The organism is Blastocatellia bacterium (assembly GCA_025055075.1).
Taxonomy (GTDB): Bacteria; Acidobacteriota; Blastocatellia; order HR10; family HR10; genus HR10.
In genome coordinates this window covers 22600-43141 of record JANWYV010000018.1, presented here as the reverse complement: position 1 = coordinate 43141, position 20542 = coordinate 22600, and the positions used below count along the sequence as shown (strand labels likewise).

Below are 20542 nucleotides of genomic sequence, written 5' to 3'. Positions count from 1 at the left end.
CGCGCTCAGGGTTCTGGCGAAGCGACCCGTTCCTTCTCGGCGCTCTCCGGCGAGGCTGCGGACCGCGCGCGCGAATCCTCGGGACGCCAGCGCAAGACCGGATGCCGTGCGGCGGCGACTTCGTCCAAGCGCCCGAGGCGCGTGCGATGTGGCGCCGTGCGCACCAGCTCAGGATTCTCCCGACACTCGCGATCGATCGCTTTCATCGCGGCGATGAACAGGTCCAATTCCTCCCGACATTCGGTCTCGGTCGGCTCCACCATCAGAGCTCCTGGGACGATCAGCGGGAAGGACATCGTGGGCGGATGGAACCCATAATCAATGAGCCGCTTGGCGATGTCCACGTTCCGGACGCCATAGGCCCGTTGCCGTTTATCGGAGAAGACCACCTCATGCATGACAGGACCGGGATAGGCGATCTCGTAGGTGTCCTTCAGATGATGAGCGAGATAGTTGGCGTTGAGCACGGCCGTCTCGGCGACCTCGCGCAACCCCTCGGGCCCCATCGTCAGGATGTAGCTCAACCCCCGCACGAGCACACCGAAGTTCCCATAAAAGGCGCGCACGCGCCCGATCGAATGAGGCCGGTCGTAATCGAGCGCGAGTCGGCCATCGTGGCGACGCACGATGCGGGGTACCGGGAGGAATGGTTCCAATTCCGCGGTCACAAGGACAGGACCCGCTCCAGGCCCTCCTCCACCATGCGGCGTGGAGAACGTCTTGTGGATGTTCAGGTGAATGACGTCCACACCCATGTCTCCCGGACGCGCGATCCCGACCAGGGCATTCATATTCGCCCCGTCCATGTAGACCAATCCTCCGGCCTCATGCACAATGCGCACGATCTCCTCGATCTCCTCTTCGAAGAGCCCGAGCGTGTTGGGATTCGTGAGCATGAGCGCCGCGAGATCGCGATCGGCCGCGCGGCGAAGCGCGTCCAGGTCAATGAGCCCGCGCTCATTGGAAGGAATCGTTTGCACGCTATATCCGCAGATGGCTGCGCTCGCGGGATTCGTGCCGTGCGCGGAGTCCGGGATGAGGACTTTCCGCCGCGCATCGCCCCGCGCTTCCAAACAGGCGCGGATGAGCAGAAGACCCGTCAACTCCCCATGCGCTCCAGCAGCCGGTTGCAAACAGCCGGCCGCCATGCCCGTGATTTCGCAGAGCAACTCCTCCAATGTCTTGAGGACCTCCAAGCTCCCCTGCGACAGCTCCTCCGGAGTCAACGGATGATGAAAAGCGAAACCTTCCAGCCGAGCCACGCGCTCGTTCATCTTCGGGTTGTACTTCATCGTGCAGGAGCCCAGGGGATACAGGCCGACATCCACGGCATAGTTCCACCGAGAGAGCCGCGTGAAATGCCGGACGACGTCCACCTCGCTCACCTCCGGCATTCCGGCCACCGGCTCCGTGCGCAGAAAACGCGCTTCGATCCACGTCTCCAGCGGAACCGTTGGGACATCGAGCGGCGGCACACTATAGGCCGTTCGCCCCGGACGAGAGCGCTCGAAGATCAATGCTTCATCGCGACTGACGTGGCACGGTGTCTCCTTCATAGTTCATCCAGCACGTGCAAATATGTCTCCATCATCGAGCGCGTGATCATCTCCGTCACGCAGACGAGGAAACAATCGCGCAACTCGGGATAGTAGGGCCCCAAGGGGAGGCCGCCCAAGATCTTCCGCTCGCGCAATCGGTCGAGGACCAGCTCGACCGGCCGTTCCGACTGCACGACGAATTCATTGAAGTGCGAACCGGAGAAGCGAAGGCGGAATCCAGATTGACGAGAGATCTCGCGGGCCAAATAAGCGGCCTTCTGCGCATTCTGCTCAGCGACCTCACGCAATCCGCGCGGTCCCATCGTCGAGAGATAGATGGCTGCCATGATGGCGCACAACTCCTGACTCGTGCAGATATTGGAGGTCGCCTTCTCGCGTCGGATGTATTGCTCGCGCGTCGCCAAGGTCATGACGAATCCGCGTCGCCCTTGCGAATCGAAGGCTTGCCCGACGATGCGTCCAGGCATCTGTCGCACAAACCGCTCGCGCGTGGCGAAAATCCCCAGAGAGGGCCCGCCGAAACTGAGGGGGATGCCGAAGGATTGTCCCTCGCCGACGACGATGTCAGCCCCCAGCTCTCCCGGCGGCCGTATGAGGCCTAAGCTGATCGGTTCGGTGATGACCACAATGAGCAGCGCTCCCACTTCGTGCGCCCGTTCGGCGAGCGCTTCGATGTCTTCGATGACGCCAAAGAAGTTGGGCGATTGCACGACTAAGGCCGCCGTCTCCGCGCTCGGCGCAAGGCCGCGCTGAGCTATTCCCCCAGTCTCCGGATCGTACTCCAGCCTTCGAATGTTCACTCCGAGCGCCCGCGTGTAAGTGCGAATGACCTCTCGATACTCAGGATGCACGCTATCCGCCAGCAAGATCTCGCGCCGACGCGTCACCCGCTCGGCCATGAGCACGGCCTCTGCGAGCGCCGTCGAACCGTCATAAAGCGAGGCGTTAGCGACCTCCATGCCCGTGAGCTGACAGATGAGCGTCTGGTATTCGAAGAGCGCCTGCAACGTCCCCTGCGCGATCTCCGGTTGATAGGGGGTATAGACCGTCGTGAACTCCGCGCGAGAGATCAGGGCCTCCACCACCGACGGGATGAAATGATGATACGCACCCGCTCCCAGGAAGAGGGCGTATTCGGTCGCCGCCGCGTTGCGCGCGGCCAATTCTCGGGAGAACGCTAAGACCTCCGCCTCCGACCGCGCTGGTGGAAGCCGCAACGGTTCTCTCAATCGGAATCTCTCCGGAATAGGGCGAAAGAGATGCTCGACCGTGGGGCAGCCGATCTCCCGCAGCATCTCGGCCCGTTCTTCTGGCGCGTTCGGAATGTACCGCATGCCGATCTCCTCCCCTCACTCCCGCCGAACGCCGGACCGTCGCACACAGCGACGATCTCGAAGGCGGTTCCGCGGGGAGTCACTTCTTCTTCTCCTCCTTGACGTACTCCTCATACTCGCTCGCCGACATGAGCGTCTCCAACTCCGTCGGGTCCGAGAGCGCGATCTTCACCATCCAACCATCGCCATACGGATCCTCGTTGACGAGCTGTGGGGATTCGGTCAAGTCCGCATTGACCTCCACGACCTCTCCGCTCACGGGCATGTAGAGTTCGCTCACGGCCTTGACCGATTCCACGTTGCCGAATGGCTCGCCTTGACTGAAATGATCCCCCACGCTCGGCAGCTCGACGTAGACGATATCGCCGAGCGCCTCTTGCGCGTAATCGGTGATACCGATCACCCCCACGTCATCCTCGACGCGAATCCATTCGTGCTCTCTCGTATACAGGCAATCCTCAGGATACGTGGCCATCCTCACTTCCCTCCCTGTGAAACATCCATGAGGCCGCTTCTACCGCGGCCTTTTGTAAAACGGCGTGGGTACGACCTCCGCCTCGACCTCTCGCTCTCGCACGCGAATGTGGAATCTCGCCCCGATGGTGGTGTGCTCGATCGGCAGGTAGGTCAGCCCGATGTTCTTCTGAAGGAAGGGCGCGTAGCTGCCCGAAGTGACCTGCCCCACGACATGGCCTTGGACGAGGACCGGATACCCCTCTCGCGCCGGAGCGCGATCGTGGACTTCGAAGCCAACGAGCTTGCGCTGGAGGCCTTCTTCCTTCTGCCGCCGCAAGGCGTCGCGCCCGATGAAGTCCCCTTTCTCCAACTTCACGATCCACCCCAGGTCGGCCTCCCATACCGTCGTCGTCTCATCCATGTCGTGACCGTAGAGCAGCATCCGCGCCTCTAATCGAAGAGTGTTCCGCGCCGCTAAGCCGCATGGCTTCAATCCCGCCGCTTGGCCGACATCAAGCAACCGATTCCACACCCATTCGGCCGAAGCGGCCGGGACGTAGAGTTCGAAGCCGTCTTCGCCCGTATAGCCCGTGCGGGAGATCAGACAGGAGACGCCAGCGACCTCTCCCTGTTCGAACCAGTAGAAGCGGATGTGCTCCAACTGCACGTCGGTCAGCAGTTGAAGGATCTCGCTGGCCGCTGGGCCTTGGAGCGCCAGCTGCGCCAATTGATCGCTGACGTCATAGACCTCGGCCTCTTCTCCTTCCCGGTGTTCCCGGATCCAACGCGCGTCCTTCTCCCGATTCGCCGCATTGACGCAGAGCAGGAAATGGTCCTCGCGAACGCGATAGACGGTGAGATCGTCCACGAACGTCCCACGCTCGGTCGTGAGCGCGGAGTATTGGACCTGATGATCGCGCAGGCGCGCGGCATCATTGCACGTCACTTTTTGAATAAGGGCCAAGGCCCCTCGCCCGCGGATCTCTAAACGTCCCATGTGGCTCACGTCGAAGAGGCCCGCGGCCGTGCGCACGGCGAGATGCTCCTCGATCGCTCCCGTGTACTGCAGCGGTAGGAGCCAGCCGGCGAACTCGGTGAAGCGTGCGCCCAACGCTTCGTGCGTCTCGTGCAACGGCGATCGCTTCAGTTGCGCAGTCACCACGTCGTGATCTCCCCAAGCGTCCTCAGCGGATTTGGCAAGCTAGCATAGCTACTCCTTAGCGTCAAGCGCCATACTTCAGGAGCTTCTGCGCGTGCGCCAGAAGCTGCGGCAATCCTTCCACCAAGCGGAAGCGTCCCAATCCGCCACGCAGGAACGCCCGTTCGCTGAACTCCGTCACATCGTCCGATTGCAGATATTTCGCGTAAAGCAGATACGGGACCGGATGCCAACTGTGGCCCCTCAAGACCGAGGGCGTGCTGTGATCCCCCGTGATGGCGACGACATCCGGTCGCAAGGCGAGGATCGCCGGGATGAGGATTTCATCCACGCGCTCGAGCACCTGCACCTTGCCCTCGAAGTTCCCATCCTCGCCGTAGCTATCGGTCTTCTTCACGTGCACGTAGAAATAGTCGTAACGGTCGAAGTTCTCGCGCAGCCGCTCGGCGAGCGCTGAGAGATCTTCCTCCGGCGGCGTCTCGATGATCTGCATGCCGACCAATCGCGCCAGGCCGCGATACATCGGATAGGTGGCGATGGCAGCGGGCGTGAGGCGGAAGACTTCGGTCATCGGAGGAATGTCCGGCCGACGCGAGAAGCCGCGTAGAGTCACGCCATTGGCCGGACGCTCATCGGCGAGAATCTCAAAGGCGCGCTCCAGAAACCGACGCACGACGCGCGCGGTGCGCTCGGACGATTGATCGCGCACTTGGACAGGCTTCGGCTTCAAACCAACCCGCTGTGGATCTGTATCCTCTATGCCATCGCCCAGTCCCTCCCCGCGCAAGATCAATGCGAAGCGATGCTCTTTGACGGGACGAATGAGGACTTCGACGCCTTCGATCTCGCGGATCTCCGCTTGCAGTCGCGCGCACAACTCGACGCAGTGATCGGTGGAGATGCGCCCGGCGCGCCGATCCACGATCACCCCGGTTCCATCGAGCGTGACGAAATTCCCCCGCGCTGCCACGTCTCCCGGCTGCAGCTCAAAACCGATGCCCAACGCTTCGAGCACGCCGCGCCCGATCTCCCACACCAGCGGATCATACCCGAAAATGGCCAGATGGCCCGGTCCACTTCCGGGCGTGATCCCAGGGGCGACCGGATCCGCGAGACCGCAAAGCGCGCGCCGCGCCAGCTCATCCAGATTCGGCGTGCGCGCGGCCTCCAGCTCCGATCGGCCCGTCTCATTCGGCAGTCCGCCCAGGCCATCCAGGACGAGCTGCACGATCTTCGTATCCGTCTTCGTCGCGAGTTGTCGGAAATGGTTCAACGAGAGCATACCCCCTCCTTCTTCATGCCTTCGGCCATTCGGACCGAAGACGAGCCGCGTGCGCGCGCAGCAACTCCCACGCGCGCTGCACATGCCGTTCATTGGTCCGCACATTCCCGATCGCCAGGCGCAACGCCAGTCGTCCGCGTATCCGCGTATGCGAGAGGAAGCATTCCCCCGTGGCGTTGATCGCCTCCAGCAACGCGGCATTGAAGCGATCCAAGTCGGCCTCCGATAACGCGAGGCTTTGCGGACGCGCGCGGAAACAGACCGTGCTCAACGGCGTTGGCGCCACGCGCTCGAAATCAGGGTCAGCATCCACCCATGCGGCGAACTGCTGAGCGAGGCGAATGTGCTCGCGAATGCGCGCCGCCAATCCCTCTTGCCCGAAATACCGAATGACCATCCACAGCTTCAAGGCGCGAAAGCGGCGTCCCAATTGCGGTCCGTAGTCCATGAAGTTTCGCACCCCTTCCTCCTCCGTGCGGAGATACTCCGGCACCAAACTGAAGGCGCGCCGCAGCACGTCCATGCGCCGACAGTAAAACGCGCTCAAATCCATTGGCGTGAAGAGCCACTTGTGCGGATTGACGACGAGCGAATCCGCGCGCTCGCATCCGTCCAGGACGTGCCGAAACTCCGGCACGATCGCTGCCGCTCCGGCATACGCGGCATCCACATGCAGCCACACCCCATAGCGTTCGCACACGCGCGCGATCTCCGGGACCGGATCGCTGCTCGTCGTAGACGTCGTGCCCACGGTCGCCACGACGCAACACGGTCGCCATCCCATCGCACGGTCTTCCTCAATGGCGCGCTCCAACGCGCTCACGTCCATGCGAAAGGCCTCATCGGTCGGAATCTTCCGCACGCCTGCTTGCCCAAAGCCAAGGACGATCGCCGCCTTCTCGATGGAGGAATGCGCTTCCTCGGAGGCATAGATACGGAGGCGCGGCAACGCCGCTCGCCCCGCCAATCCTTCTTCGCGCACGCCTAATCCCAAGGCCTCGCGCGCCGCGGCCAATGCGCACAGACTGGAGATCGAAGCCGTATCGTAAATGATGCCCTCGAACTCCGGTGGCAACCCGAGCATCTGTCGCAGCCAATCGAGCACGACTTGTTCCAATTCGGTGGCTGCCGGCGACGTCTTCCACAGCATCGCGTTCACGTTCAACGCCGCGGCGAGCAGCTCGCCGAGAATTCCTGGTCCCGATCCCGTGATCGCGAAATAGGCCATAAAGCCCGGATGGTTCCAATGCGTGATCCCCGGCAGCACGACCTGTTCGAAATCGCGCAGGATCACCTCCAACGATTCCCCCTCGCGAGGCGGATGCGCGGACAAGCGCTGTCGAATCTCCCCCGGACGAACGCGCGCCAAAACGGGGTAGCGTTCGATTCCGGCCAAGTAATCGGCGATCCACTCCACCACTTGATGCCCGAACCGCCGGAAGTCCTCCAGGGGCATGTCCGATACCGCCCCTCCTGCCATAGCGCGTTCCATATGCTTCCTTCCCACGATGGCTCAAATAGTCGTAGTGTAGAGCCGCCCGTGGAAAAGTTCAAGCGAGTACGCTTCTCATTTCCCCAGACTTCACGCCGCATTGACAGCCCGCCGCTTTTGCCACACCATAGGCGCGATGATGGCCAGAACGATCCTCTTCAACGCTGCTGGACGCGTGCGCGCCGGGTGGCGCGTGCTCATATTTTTCGCGCTCTTTCTCGTGCTCGGCCCTCTTGGAGGAGTGCTCCTCAGCTTCGCCTATGATATCCTCCCAACGGGTGACGCTCCTCCTCAGCGAATGAACGCCCTCGGTTTTCAACTCCTCGCCTACGGCACGCTTCTTGGCGCGACGCTGTTGGCTTCAGCCGTGTGCCTGCGATGGCTCGATCGGCGTCCCTTTCAAAGCCTCGGCTATCAATGGCGCCAGCGCGGATGGTGCGAGTATCTCGTCGGATTCGGTCTCGCGGCGCTGATGATTACGATCGTTGTCCTCATCGAACTGCCTCTCGGTCATGTGGACCTGCAGTGGGAGGGACGCCCTGCCGCCGAAACGGCGAGCGGGACGCTCCAGGCCTTCTTCTTCTTCAATGTGGCCGCGGCCTTCGAGGAATTCCTCTTTCGCGGGTATCCGCTTCAGACGCTGCTTCTAGACGTGCGACCGACGCTCGCCGTGAGCGCGCCCTCGCTGCTTTTCGGACTCGGGCACGCGGGGAATCCAAACGCTTCGGCGCTAGGTGTTTTCAATACGGTGTTGGCCGGCGTCTGGCTCTCGATCGCGTACATGAAGACTCATCGGCTCTGGCTCCCGATCGGACTGCATGCCGGATGGAACTTCACGATGAGCACCATCTATGGCCTAACCGTGAGCGGCATCGAGGAGCGCATTGGCACATCCCTCTTCCGCGCATCCCAAACCGGTCCCGCGTGGCTCACCGGCGGGAGTTATGGCCCAGAGGGCGGTGTGTTGGTGACGGTCGTGTTGATCGGCGCGAGCCTGTGGCTCTGGCGAACCCCGCGCCTTCGCCCACACGAGGAGACCCATGAACCGCTCGCTCGAGGATGAAGCGCGCGCCCGGCAATGCGTTGAAAACCCTCGGGTGAGGTTGTTATACTCTGCCCCCGATGAAGCGAGAGAAGCATCAATCGGCACATTCGGGCAAGGCTGTCGCGCGATCGGAGAAGTCGCGTGATGCGAATCCCGAAGTGGAAGCGCTTTTGCGCTCCTATCGGTGGATTCGACGCGCCGCCGCGCTCGGACTGCTCTCAGCGCTCTATCTCACGTGGCACTATAAGCTCTTCCTCTCCGGAGCTGGCGATCAAGCGCTCTGCAACGTGAGCGAACTCATCAATTGCGATCGCGTAGCGGCCTCTTCCTGGAGTCGGCTCTTCGGACTCCCCTTGGCCGTTTGGGGCGCCGGGGGGTATTTGGCGCTCATCGTGCATACGACGCGCGTCTTGCGCCGCACGATACGAGAGCGTAGAGAACGCTGGCCGACCGCACCTTCAGATTATGCGGTCTCCACACTGTTGCTCATCGTGCCCTTCGTTATCGGATTAGCGATCTTGCCCTTCGTCTCGCTCGTGCACCTGCGCGCGCTGTGTCTGGGATGCGCGGTGAGTTGGATCGCTGATCTGGGGCTGCTCATCTTCGGCATTCATCTGCTGCGACGCGCGCGTGTCGCCAAAGAGCGCGCGGTGATCCTGCGCCCACTCTGGCCTTCGGTTGCGCTCGGTGCGCTGCTCATCGTTCCTCTGAACTGGTATGCGCGTCCGTCACCGCCTCCGACTCCCGTGGAATCGAAGAGGATGCTGGAAGAGAAGGCGCGCCCCGTCGCCGAGGCGACCGACGTGACGGCTCCCAGCCCGTTGAGTCCGACTTTCGGAAGTCCAGGAGCGCCGATCACGATCGTCTACTTCACCGATTTCCAATGCCCCTACTGCAAGCTGCAAACAGAAGCGCTGCGACAGCTCCTTGCGCGTCGCCCGCGCCAGGTGCGGGTTATCTACCGACATTATCCCCTCGATCAAGCCTGCAACTTGCGGTTGACGCGAACGGCCCATTCGTTCGCCTGTCTGTTGGCGCAACTGGCCATCGAGGCGCAGCGGCGGGGCGCCTTCGAGGCATGGTCCACCGAGATCTGGCGCGCACAAGAATCGCTCACGCTGGAGCGCATCCACGAGATCGCGCGCCGCTATGGACTCGATCCCACGCGCGTCGCACAAGACCCCGAGATTCAGCGACAGCTCGCGCGAGACATCTCCCTCGCCGAACGCTCCGGCGTAGACTCCACGCCCACGCTCATTATCAATGGTCGTCTCATCCGTGGCTATCAGCCCGTCGAACGCTTGGAATCCTTCGTCGCCGCTCTGCTCCAATCCCCTTCCGGTCCGATGAGCCCAGGAAGATGAAGGCTCGTACTTCGAGCCGTCTAGAGCGCTCAGACCTGAGCGAACGATGGCCCTGATGTCTCTGCCAAAGGGGAAAGACGTTCGATGCCCGCACTTGCTCGCGCACTGCCGCGAAGAGGCCAAGAGGAATTGAGGGTTGCTCTCTCGATGGAATCCCGACCGAGGTTTCTCAAGCGTGAACGACCTAGCGAGATGAGATCTCCAAGACTGCGAGCCTCGTCGTCCTTTCGGGGGATCCCCCTCGCGGCATCTAAAGCCGCGAGGGGGCAAAGCGTCGCGCGTCAGAAGACGAGTTTCAGGGCTAGCTGAATCTGCCGCGGATCGAAGGCCGCCGTCGGCTGTCCCGCCGTGAGGAAGTTATTGCTCACATCGCTCACGTTGACGCGATTGAAGGAGTTGAACATCTCGAAGATGGCGTCCAAGCGCCATCGTTCGGTGAGGAAGAACGAGCGCGTGAGCCGAATGTCGAGGCTGGCGAATCCCGGACGCATGCCCGTGTTGCGCCCGAGGTTCCCGATCTGTCCTTCGGGCGGGACGGCGAAGACGCCGAACGGCCGCTCGCGCGTGGGCGGTCCGACCAAGTTCGGCCGATCATTGTATGGGCTCGTGTCGAAGTTGTTGTCTTGCCCAAGATAGATCGTGAAGGGACGTCCCGACGAGAGCTCCAAGATGGGCGCGAAGGTGAAATCGGCCAGCAGCTTCCTCCAGAATCCGCTGTCCGAACGCCGATACGGGCTCTGAAAGACGCCGCTCAGGACGAAGCGATGTCGTTGATCGAAATTCGAGAGCGAGCGCTCCAGATCCGCGCGGAAGCTATCCTGCGGGATGAGCTGCGACTGCAGATCGGTCGAATCGTCGATCGCCTTCGAGAGGGTGTAGCTCACGAGGAATTGGAAATTCCGGCTGTAGCGCTTGTTGATGTTGAGCGAGAAGCCGTGATAGGTGGAACTGCCGGCCGTCTCCTGCAGGACGATCTGCGCATAGGGGATGAAGACGCCCGGTCCCTGCGGCAAGCCGAGCGCGCGCGCGATCTGCAGGGCTTGTTCGCGTCCGATCCCCGCGCGCTGCAATAGCGCGAAATTGGGGCCCGAGGGACGGAAGAAGTTGAAGAAAGCCGTCGGCACGACGCCACTCGCTGGATCGAAGACAGTGACCTGCAGCGGGTTCGTCCCCGGTGGGATGAGCCCAAGCTGCACAGCGCGATCTCGATTCCGGAGCAGCAGCGGGACGAGCGGTGGATTGATCTCGCGCGGCCGATTCAGGTGCGTCCCCTTCACGAAGAGGTAACCGACGCTGACGCTCACGTCGGAGAAGAGCTGCCGTTCGATCGTGAGATTGGCATGCTGGGCATAGGGCAGAACGTTCCCGCGCGCTGTCGGCAACATGAACGGAAGCAGAGGACTGACCTGCAAGATGCCCTCTTGGGTTTGGAAAGCTGGCGTCTTGATATCGAAGCGCTGTTCGTTCGGCAGATAGCCGGGGAAGACGAGCACACCTTGAAAGACCGAGGCGGCGTTGAGGCTCGTCGGCGCGGGCGTGCCGATAGGGAGCACCAGATGGCGCGTGCCATTGGCGACACGCGCATTCGCAAACGTCGCCAGGAACGATTTGTCGTGGAAGATCCCGTAGGCGGCGCGAATCACCATCTTTCCCGTGTTCCTCGGATCCCAGGCCAGAGCGAACCGAGGCTGCACATTGTTGTAGTCGCGCGCGATACCTTCGAGCAAGCCCAAAACGCGCTGAGCCTCAGCCGAGAGAGGCGTAGGCGGCGGGAGCGAAGGCGTCAGCTCGACCTCATACCGCACACCGTAGTTGATCGTCAGATTGGGACGCGGCCGCCAACTATCCTGACCGAAGACGGCCAGTGTCTTGTTTGAGCCCGCGACGTGCGGATCGCCGAATCCCTGGATGAAGTTCTGCGGCAGTCCGAGCCCATATGCCTGTACCGCCGTCAGCGGCGGCGCCAGACGCAGATTCGGGTCGAGGACCGACGCTGGCAGCGGCCCGAAGTTGTAGACCCCGCCGAAGTAGAGGTAGAAATCAGCCCGCAACGGAATGTAGTTGATGTCGGTCCCAAACTTGAAGCTGTGCGAGCCATGAACGATGGAGAGATTATCCATCCACTGGAACCGCTTCTCCACGCGATCCAAGGGAGAGAAGGCCTCTTGTCCGAAGAAGGCGAACCCGGCGATGTTGACGGCGACTCGCGTGCTTTGAGGCTTGAGACCGAGGCCACGGCGCGCTGCTTGAAAGCGCGCTTCGTTGACGATGTTCCCCCCCAAGACGCTCGTCATGTGCGCGGCGAAGGCGAGATCGCGGAATTGCTCGATGGCCGTGCGCGAGAAGGCGTTTTGTCCGAAGGGTTGATTCTGCGACGTCGTCTGAATGCCCGTCGTCGTGCTCGGCGTCACCGAGAGCCGCGTCGTGAGCCGATGCGCTGGCGAGAGCTGATGGTCGAATTTCGCCAGATAGAAGCTCACCTTCTGCGAGATCGGATAGTTCTGCCCCAATGGACGAAGCGGTTGAAATCCCGGAGGCAAGGGGCGACCGGTGGGAAAGATGCGCGGCCCCCCAGGACCGAGCGGACTGCCAAAGAGAGCCGTCGCCGAAGCAGCCGCAACCGTACGGAAGTAGGCCGCGCGCAACGGCTCGGGCACCGCCGGATTTGCGACGAATGCCGCTTGCTCTCGCGTCAAGAGCCCCGTCGTGCCACCGAAGGTCACCGGCACGAGATCGAAATTCCCCTGTCCGATTGTGGAGAAACCCGTCTCCTGACGTCGCGTCGTCTCGTAGGAGAAGAAATAGAAATGGCGATCGCGCACGAAGGGACCGCCGAGCGTCGCCCCCGTTTGCACGCGCGTGTAGGCCGGATCCGGCTCCGTCGAGAAGGCATTCGTGGCCTGGAATGACCGATGGCGAATGAAGCCGAAGACGCTGCCATGCACCTCGTTCGTCCCCGAGCGCGTGACGATATTGATGACACCGCCAGTAGCCCGCCCGAATTCGGCATTGTAGCTGTTGGCGATGATCTGAAACTCCTGCACGGCTTCCTGCGAGACCGTCGCCCGCACGGCGTTCACCGAGTTGTCGTTGTTGTCCACGCCGTCCACCTGCACGTTGTTGCCGCGCGCGCGCTGCCCGCCGAAGCTGAGCCCGGACGTCGGCGCCGGACCAATGGCCGGTGCATTATCGCGGGTCACAAGCGAACTGGTGAGGGCGAAGAAGAGATAGTTCCGCCCATTGATCGGCAGATAGTCAATGCGACGCTGATCAATCGTCTCCACAACGGCCGTGCGCGTGCGCTCGATGATCTCCGCCCCCGCTTCAACGGTGACCTCTTCGCCCAAGCGCGCGACTTCCAGTCGGACGTTCAACTCCGCGCTCTGTCCGACCGTCAACACGACATTCGGATTCACGACTTTGGCGAAGCCCGGCGCTTCGACGGTCACCTCATATCGCCCGGGAGGAAGCGCTAAGAAGCGGAATTGTCCGGCCTCATCGGTCGTGGCCGTGCGCGAGAAATTCGTCGCTTGATTTCGGATCGTCACGGTCGCCCCAACGACCACACGCGCTTGCGGATCGAGTACGGTGCCCGTGAGATCCGCCGAAGCCGCCTGCGCTTGCCGAGCGGCGATCGCAGTGGGGCTTGTCAAATACACCCCGAGGAAAAGAAAGGCCCAATAAACGAGCGCTCGTCTCATACCTCTCCCCTCCATAGTGGCCTCACCTGCTCGGTGGTCGGCCTAAGCGTATCACAACCTCGAGGGAACTTCAATGCGGAAATTCGCAGGCGTTGAAGGCGAGGAGGGTTGCTCCGATCGTGCAGGGCACACCTTCAGTGAAGGTCAACGAGGTCCCCACGCGCGCGCTCAGGCTCGCGCGAGGACCCTGTGCCTCACACCAGCGCGATGTCGAACTGCTCCTGATGGATCAAGGGGTCGGCTTTGACGGTCACGTTGCCGCCGAGATAGGCCTCGACCTCTTCGAGGAGCTTCGGATACTTCTCGCGCAGCGCGCGCGCGACTTCGGGATGGACGCGCACGATGACCTCTTTGCCATCTTCGACTTCTCGCGCGAGCGCCATACGCTTGGCCTCATCCAGGATCTCCAAGCAGACGGTTTGCGGCGACTTCACCAATCCACTCCCGTGACAATAGGGGCACGGTTCGCAGAGCGTCCGTTCGAGGCTCTGCTTGACGCGCTTGCGCGTGATGGCGACCAAGCCGAAATCGTTGAACTGCAGGATCTTCGTCGGCGCGCGATCCTTCCGCAGCTCTTCCTCCAGCACCTGCATGACCTTCTGCCGATTCTTCCGCTCCTCCATGTCAATGAAGTCGAGGACGATGATCCCACCCAGATCGCGCAATCGGATCTGGCGCGCGATCTCTCGCGCCGCTTCAATATTCGTGCGCGTGATCGTATCCTCGAAGCGGTTCGTCTTGCCAACGAATTTCCCCGTGTTCACATCAATGGCCACGAGTGCTTCCGTCTGATTGATGACGATGTACCCCCCGGATTTCAGCCACACCCGCGGGCGAATGGCTTTCTCGATCTCCGCCTGAATGCCGTAGTCCTCGAAGATCGGCGTCGGTCGCGTGTGCAGCTTCACCCGATGGAGCAGCTTGGGTTGCAGGCGGGCGACGAAGTTGACGATGCGGGCATAGTCGTCTTCATCGTCCACGCGAATGGCCGTGAAGTCATCCGAGAGGCGATCGCGCAGGATGCGCTCGACCAGATCCAGCTCGCGATGAATGAGCTGCGGCGCGCGCGCACGCTCGGCGCGTGTGCGAATGTCGACCCAAGTGCGGTAGAGGTAGAGCAGATCGTCGAGTAATTCCGCCTCGCCACAGCCTTCGGCGGCCGTGCGCACGATCACGCCCCCGGCGATCTTCTGCCGCGCGCGCAACTCGCTGACGAGCCGACGCAAGCGCGCGCGTTCGGTCGAGGAGGTGATCCGCCGCGAGACGCCCACATGCTCGAACGTCGGCAGATAGACGAGGTATCGCCCCGGGAGGGTGATGTGCGTCGTCACGCGCGCGCCTTTGGTGCCAATCGGCTCCTTGGCGATCTGCACGAGGATCTCCTGCCCTTCTTCGAGCAATTCGGTGATCGTCGGCTTCGCCTCCGCGCGCTCCTCGCTCGCCGGAGACTCAGCGGCGCTCGTGCGCCCAGTTCGCCGACGGCGAACGCGCCGCCGCGCGGCCAGGCGCGCGCGAATCTGCGGTGAGCGCACCGATGCCTCTCCGTCCGGAAGCGGCGGATCCTCCGGATCGCTCGACGTCGACTCCTCGGCACGAGAGGTAGCGTCCGCGTCCGTCGCTACTTCCTGCGACGATTCGACGATGGAGGCCGCTTCACCTGAAGCGTCCGTCTCCGACGTCGGTGAGCCCTCGGTCAGCAAATGATCCGACTGATCATCCACGATTCGCTGTCGTCGCGAGGACACACCAAGTTGCACGTGAACCGAGCCGACGCGCGGCGCTTGTTCTTCCGAGGGTGCGGACTCTTTGACCTCCGCGACCTCCGCGCGTTCTTCGGGCGTCAGTTCGATGCGCTCTTCCTCGGCATGCAACGCTTCGGTGATCTTCTCATCGAAGATCGCCTCTTTCAGGTCCACTTCGGGGAGGACTGCGCTCTCCTCGCCCGCTTCGACCGAAGGCAACTCCTGAACCAAACTCTCGACGAGAGCCTCCAGCTCGCGCTCCGGCTCTGCAGGAGGAGTCTTTTGCGACTCGCGCGCGCGCTCGGACGCTGCGGCCAGCGGCTCTGCCAACGCTTCAAGGATCTCCTCCACGGTATCTTCGACTTTGGACTCGCGTTCGACCGACGAAGCGACCAGCAGCTCCGCCGGCTCGAATTCAACGTCCAGATCCTCCATCTCGATGACATCGGAGACGTAGAGGAACGCGTCTCGTTCCAAACCGATGTCCACAAAGGCTGATTGCATACCAGGGAGGACGCGCGTGACGCGCCCTTTGTAGATGTTGCCGACGATCCCTTGGCTTTCGCCAACTCGCTCGACGTAGTACTCGGTGAGCACGCCATCTTCGAGGATGGCGATCTTCCGCTCGAAGTCGTTGGAGCTGATGATCATCTCCTTCGCCATTGCAGAACTCCCTCCGCGTGAGGATATCGCCGCCGATATTCGTTCGGGCCCGCCCTTCGCGGAGGCGGGCTCTTCCACACTCGTCCCCCGTATCCCCTCGCTACCGGCGGCGTCAATTCACATACCGATGCAAACGCACGTTGGCGATCAGCCCCAAGCCGATGAACGTGGCGACCAGGGCTGATCCTCCATAGCTCATCAGCGGCAGCGGGATGCCGATGACGGGCACAAGCCCGACGATCATGCCGAGGTTCATGAGGATGTGAAAACTCAACAGGGAGACGATCCCCGTGACGAGCAATGTGCCCATCGAATCCCGCGCTAACTTCGCATGATTGAGCGCTCGCAACAAGAGGAACGCATAGAGCGCGAGGACGCCCAATATGCCTAAGAATCCCAATTCCTCGGCCACGACGGCCGCGATGAAATCCGTGTAGGCCTTCGGCAAGAAGCGCAACCGGCTTTGCGTCCCGCGAAAGAGGCCGCGTCCGGTGAGTCCCCCGGAGCCCACGGCGATCATGGATTGATAGGTCTGGTACCCATAGCCGCGACGATCGGCGCGCTCCGGATGAAAGATCACTTCGATTCGTTGCACCTGATACGGCTTCAAGACCTGATGGCGGAAATACCACCCGAGGCTCAGCGCGACGGCTACTCCCACGACACCGGCTGTGATGATGCGGGGTCGTAATCCGGCGACAAAGAGCATCCCGCCTAAGATCGGGACGAACGTGAGGGCTGTCCCCACGTCCGGCTCAAGCAGAATCAGCAAGACCGGCGCTCCAGCGATCCCCGACGCGATGAGAATCTCGCGCATCGTCAGATAGGGATGCTTCTCCCGCCGATGCTCTTCCCAACGCTCGGCCAAGAAGAGGGCGAGCATGAGGATCGTGCCGATCTTGGCGAATTCCGAAGGCTGAATGCTGAAGGGCCCAATCCCCAACCAGGCCCTCGTCCCGTAGACCTCTTGCCCAAAAGGCAGGACCAGGACGAGCAGAAAGAGACAGATGCCGTAGATGAACGGGGCCACTTCGACAATCCGATGATAGTCCACCGTGGCCGTCACGAACATAGCCACAAGGGCGATGCCCAGCCATAGCAATTGCCGCTTCCAAAAATCTTCCTGCGGTTGCGAGCTATAGATCTCCAGCACGCCCAACAGCGCCAAGATGAGCGCCCCGCCCAGCAGCCACCAATCGAAATCCAGAAGGAAGCGCCGCTTTTGTCGGTACGTGATCATCATTGGCTCACGTTCGGTGCGCGCATGGGCAATCGGCGCCGAATGGCCTCCAGCGCCACAGGCGACGCGGGCATCCGTGACGGATGTCCTGATGGGGCGCCATCAGGCACTGGAGATGTCGCGGCGGCGACTTCGCGCGTCGGCTTGTATTTCTCCTTGTACGTCTCGTAGAGGACGCGGGCCACGGGCGCACTGAATCGCCCGCCGAACCCCACGTTTTCGATGAGCACGACAACGGCGATCTCCGGATTATCGCGCGGAGCGAAGCTCACGAACCACGCATGATCCTTCAAGTGTGCGGCCGCTGCGGCTTTCTCCTTCGCGACGACTTGCGCCGTTCCTGTCTTACCCGAGACGTCTAAGCCCACGACGCGCGCCGCCCCACCCGTCCCGCCGCCCTCGTTGACCACTCCCCACATCGCCGAACGAAGCGCCTCGATCGTCGTCTTGCTGAGCGGTACAACGAGCGGACGATCCGCCGTATAGGTCGTGCCTCCCGGCCCGATCGCTTCTTTGAAGATATGCGGCGTGTGAAAGACGCCCCCGACAGCAATCCCCCCAATCGCGCGCACAAGCTGCAGCGGCGAGATCGCGACTGATCCCTGCCCGATCGAAGCGATCACCGTATCGAAATCCCTCCAACGCGGATCGCGCGGATTGAGCCTTGCCTTGAGGGCTCGGCTTGGCACGAACCCGGCGACTTCGTCCGGCAGATCAATCCCCGTGCGCTGCCCTAACCCGAACCGCTTCACCCACTGCTCCATGCGATCAATGCCGAGCCGAAGTCCCAACCGATAGAAATATCCATCGCAGGAGACGACGATCGCTCGATGCAAATCCGGCATCCCATGCGATCCCAAACATCGCACGAACCGATTTCCCACTTGGATCCCTCGGCCACAGGGAATCGTCGAACGCTCGGGCGTAATGAGCCCCTCCTCCAAAGCCGCCGCGGCGACGAAGATTTTCCACGTCGAGCCCGTCGGGTAGATGCCTTGAATCGCTCGATTGTAGAGTGGACGCTCCGGATCAAGGAGCAATTGACGATATTCGGCTCGTCCTTCGGGCGTGTTGATTCGCTGCGAGAAGAGCGAGGGATCATACGCCGGATGACTGGCCAGGGCCAAGATCTCGCCGTTCTGCGGATTCAGGGCGATGATGGCGCCGCGCCGCCCGCCGAGTTGCTCCTCAGCGACCCGCTGCAGGTCGAGATCAATCGTCAGCTTGATGTCGTGCCCCGGGATCGGATCCACGCGCTCGATCTCGCCCACTTCATGCCCGGTGCTGTCCACGATCACGCGCCGATAGCCGTCGCGCCCCCGCAAGAGACGATCGTAGACCAATTCCACGCCGGCGCGTCCGATCAGATCGCCAGGCCGATAGTCCCGAAACTCGGGCCGAGCGAGTTGCTCGCGAGAGATCTCCCCCACGTAGCCGAGCACATGGGCGAGCAAGGTCCCGTGGGGATACCGGCGCTGCGGTTGCTCCATGATGTCCAATTCCGGATATTCGATCTGCCGTGCTCGGACCCATGCGACTTCTTGCAGCGTCGCGTTCTCCTTGAGGACGACCGGATAATAGGCCGGCTGCGTGCTCATCGCCTCCAAGCGCTGCCGCACGCTCTCGCGATCGAGCGCCAAGCCTTGGGCGATCAGCTCCTCCACCAGCTCCTGCGGCTTCCGCCCCCGAGCGCGCAGTTCTTCGCGATTCAGGATGATGCTGAGCGTCGGACGATTGTCCACGATGACGCGCCCATGCCGATCGAGGATTGCCCCCCGGGGCGCGGGGATCGGAATCAGGCGAAGGCGATTGTTCTCGGCCGCGCGCAAATACTTCTGATGCTGCACCACTTGCAGGGACCAGAATCGCACGCCCAATCCGATGAAGAGCACCAGCAACAGATATTGGAGGAGCGTGAGGCGATCGGTGGCCGCCGTCACCTCCTTCGCTCGCTCCAAGAGATCCAACCCGCGACTCGCCATATTGTCACCATCGGCGCCGAGCCGGTCGGCCCAACTTCCGCTCCCGCTCGGCGAAGACCCAATCTAGGAGCGCGAAGAGTATCAAGGCCGCCACTCCGTTGGCGCCCGCCAGCCACGCCACCTCGCCAAGGAGCGTCGGCCACACGGGATTTCCAAGTAAATTCTGCCCGAAAAGCCAATGCAGGCCAAGATAGATCAGCGCATGCAATGCCGTCGCCAGGACCAGGGCAATAAACCGCAACGGGAGATGATCTAACGCCACGCGAACGCTCACCAACGAGACCAGAAGGGCGACGACCGTCTTGGCCAAGCTCTGTGCTCCCACGATCCCGCTGGAGAAACCGTCCTGCAGCAGTCCTGCTCCCGCTCCAACCAACATCGCACGCACCGGATCTCGCGCGAATGCCACGTACACGGTCACGATCAACACCACATCCACCGGGCGCAAGACGCGCACATACCGCACGATGAGCAAGTGCACGAGCAAAGCCGCGATGATGACGACGACCGTCTTGGTCAGGCTCACTGTGACGCCGCGCGAGGCTCGACTTCCCCGAAGAGCGACCTCCAAAGGGCGGCTCGCGAAAGTGCCCTCGTGGTGAAGCCGAACATGCCTCTCCTCGTTCTCCGAAGCGCTCTCCCTCGCTCGGGAGGCGCCCCCGATGATCTACAGTGTGGGCACTCGCACCTCCGAAGGGCGTTCGAGGAGGATCAAAACTTCTTCCAGGCGACTGAGCCGAGCCGCCGGTTCGATCAAAATGTCATGCGAGACCAACGCCGATCCACGCCGCACGGCGATGACCCGGCCAATGGGAAGGCCGCGCGGATAGATCCCATCCTGACCGGTCGTGTAGACCATCTCGCCCTCTCGGACGGGCTCGCTGCCGGGCACATATCGCATGCGACAAAGGGCTTCGTTGCTGCCCACGACGACGCCAATGGCGCGCGTCTCTTCCAGAATCCCAATGGCCGCCCCTACACCGCTCCGTTCATCGGTGATGAGTTGCACCCGGGCGACCGTCGGACCGACTTCGATCACTCGTCCGACCAATCCCTCCGGGGTGATCACGGCCGCTCCCGAGCGCACGCCGTGGCGCGCTCCTCGATTGACGATAAGGGATTGGAACCAGACGCTTGTATCGCGCCCGATGACGCGCGCGGCGATCGTGCGCACGGGCAGCTCCCGTTGCAGCTCCAGCAGTTGGCGTAGGCGCTCGGCCTCGCGCGCTTCCTCCCGAAATCGCGCCACTTCACGCCGCAGCTCGGCCACCTCCTCGCGCAAGGCGCGATTCTCCCGCTGGACCTCGTCCACGCGCGCGTAGCTCTCCCATACATGCTCTGCCCAAGAGACGACCGCATGCACCGAGGAGAGGACGGGCGCTGCCGCCGTCACCGACCACACGCGCAGCAGCGACTCTCCCGATTGAGGATGCCGCGCCTGCGCCGACATCAAGAGCATCTGTGCGCTGAGCAGGGCGAGAAAGACGATGACGACCGATCGCCCCCTCGGAGGTGTGCCCATG

General features: G+C 62.4%; 14 protein-coding genes. 2 read left to right on the top strand and 12 right to left on the bottom strand.

Annotation, left to right across the window (positions count from 1 at the left end; translation table 11 throughout):
• Window positions 1–5: 5 nt before the first annotated feature.
• From gcvPB to NZ746_04950, 6 genes are all read right to left on the bottom strand, one after another.
• Entirely contained in the window at window positions 6–1556 is a 1551-nt protein-coding gene (gcvPB, locus tag NZ746_04975; protein MCS6816719.1) for an aminomethyl-transferring glycine dehydrogenase subunit GcvPB, read from the bottom strand.
• A complete protein-coding gene (gcvPA, locus tag NZ746_04970; protein MCS6816718.1) occupies window positions 1553–2893 on the bottom strand; it encodes an aminomethyl-transferring glycine dehydrogenase subunit GcvPA in 1341 nt (446 codons plus the stop codon). Before gcvPA ends, gcvPB begins: the two co-directional genes overlap by 4 nt.
• A 79-nt stretch (window positions 2894–2972) precedes the next feature.
• Window positions 2973–3368: a glycine cleavage system protein GcvH gene (gene gcvH, locus NZ746_04965; GenBank protein MCS6816717.1), complete on the bottom strand. Its 396-nt coding sequence runs from the start codon at window positions 3366–3368 to the stop codon at window positions 2973–2975.
• Window positions 3369–3407: 39 nt separating this feature from the next.
• The gene (gcvT, locus tag NZ746_04960) at window positions 3408–4508 is read right to left on the bottom strand and encodes a glycine cleavage system aminomethyltransferase GcvT (GenBank protein ID MCS6816716.1); all 1101 of its coding nucleotides are present in this window, start codon (window positions 4506–4508) and stop codon (window positions 3408–3410) included.
• A gap of 64 nt (window positions 4509–4572) precedes the next feature.
• The gene (locus tag NZ746_04955) at window positions 4573–5790 is read right to left on the bottom strand and encodes a 2,3-bisphosphoglycerate-independent phosphoglycerate mutase (GenBank protein ID MCS6816715.1); all 1218 of its coding nucleotides are present in this window, start codon (window positions 5788–5790) and stop codon (window positions 4573–4575) included.
• 13 nt (window positions 5791–5803) lie between these two features.
• Window positions 5804–7282: an aminotransferase class I/II-fold pyridoxal phosphate-dependent enzyme gene (locus NZ746_04950; GenBank protein ID MCS6816714.1), complete on the bottom strand. Its 1479-nt coding sequence runs from the start codon at window positions 7280–7282 to the stop codon at window positions 5804–5806.
• 139 nt (window positions 7283–7421) lie between these two features.
• On the opposite strand from NZ746_04950, the gene NZ746_04945 reads away from it, so the two are divergent.
• Entirely contained in the window at window positions 7422–8345 is a 924-nt protein-coding gene (locus tag NZ746_04945; GenBank protein MCS6816713.1) for a CPBP family intramembrane metalloprotease, read from the top strand.
• 59 nt (window positions 8346–8404) lie between these two features.
• Window positions 8405–9691, top strand: coding sequence for a thioredoxin domain-containing protein (locus NZ746_04940; protein ID MCS6816712.1), 1287 nt, complete (start codon window positions 8405–8407; stop codon window positions 9689–9691).
• 281 nt (window positions 9692–9972) lie between these two features.
• On the opposite strand, the gene NZ746_04935 is transcribed toward NZ746_04940, so the two are convergent.
• The 6 genes from NZ746_04935 to mreC all read right to left on the bottom strand — a co-directional run bounded on the left by NZ746_04935 (window position 9973) and on the right by mreC (window position 20541).
• Window positions 9973–13392: a TonB-dependent receptor gene (locus tag NZ746_04935; protein MCS6816711.1), complete on the bottom strand. Its 3420-nt coding sequence runs from the start codon at window positions 13390–13392 to the stop codon at window positions 9973–9975.
• A 194-nt stretch (window positions 13393–13586) separates the two neighbouring features.
• Window positions 13587–15797, bottom strand: coding sequence for an Rne/Rng family ribonuclease (locus NZ746_04930; protein ID MCS6816710.1), 2211 nt, complete (start codon window positions 15795–15797; stop codon window positions 13587–13589).
• A 112-nt stretch (window positions 15798–15909) separates the two neighbouring features.
• Complete coding sequence (rodA, locus tag NZ746_04925; protein MCS6816709.1) at window positions 15910–17037, bottom strand: rod shape-determining protein RodA; 1128 nt, start codon at window positions 17035–17037, stop codon at window positions 15910–15912.
• Window positions 17037–19019, bottom strand: coding sequence for a penicillin-binding protein 2 (gene mrdA, locus NZ746_04920; GenBank protein ID MCS6816708.1), 1983 nt, complete (start codon window positions 19017–19019; stop codon window positions 17037–17039). The genes rodA and mrdA overlap by 1 nt, the downstream gene beginning before the upstream one ends.
• Window positions 19020–19023: 4 nt before the next feature.
• A complete protein-coding gene (gene mreD, locus NZ746_04915; GenBank protein MCS6816707.1) occupies window positions 19024–19590 on the bottom strand; it encodes a rod shape-determining protein MreD in 567 nt (188 codons plus the stop codon).
• Window positions 19591–19686: 96 nt separating this feature from the next.
• Window positions 19687–20541, bottom strand: coding sequence for a rod shape-determining protein MreC (mreC, locus tag NZ746_04910; protein MCS6816706.1), 855 nt, complete (start codon window positions 20539–20541; stop codon window positions 19687–19689).
• Between the last annotated feature and the right edge of the window lies 1 nt (window position 20542).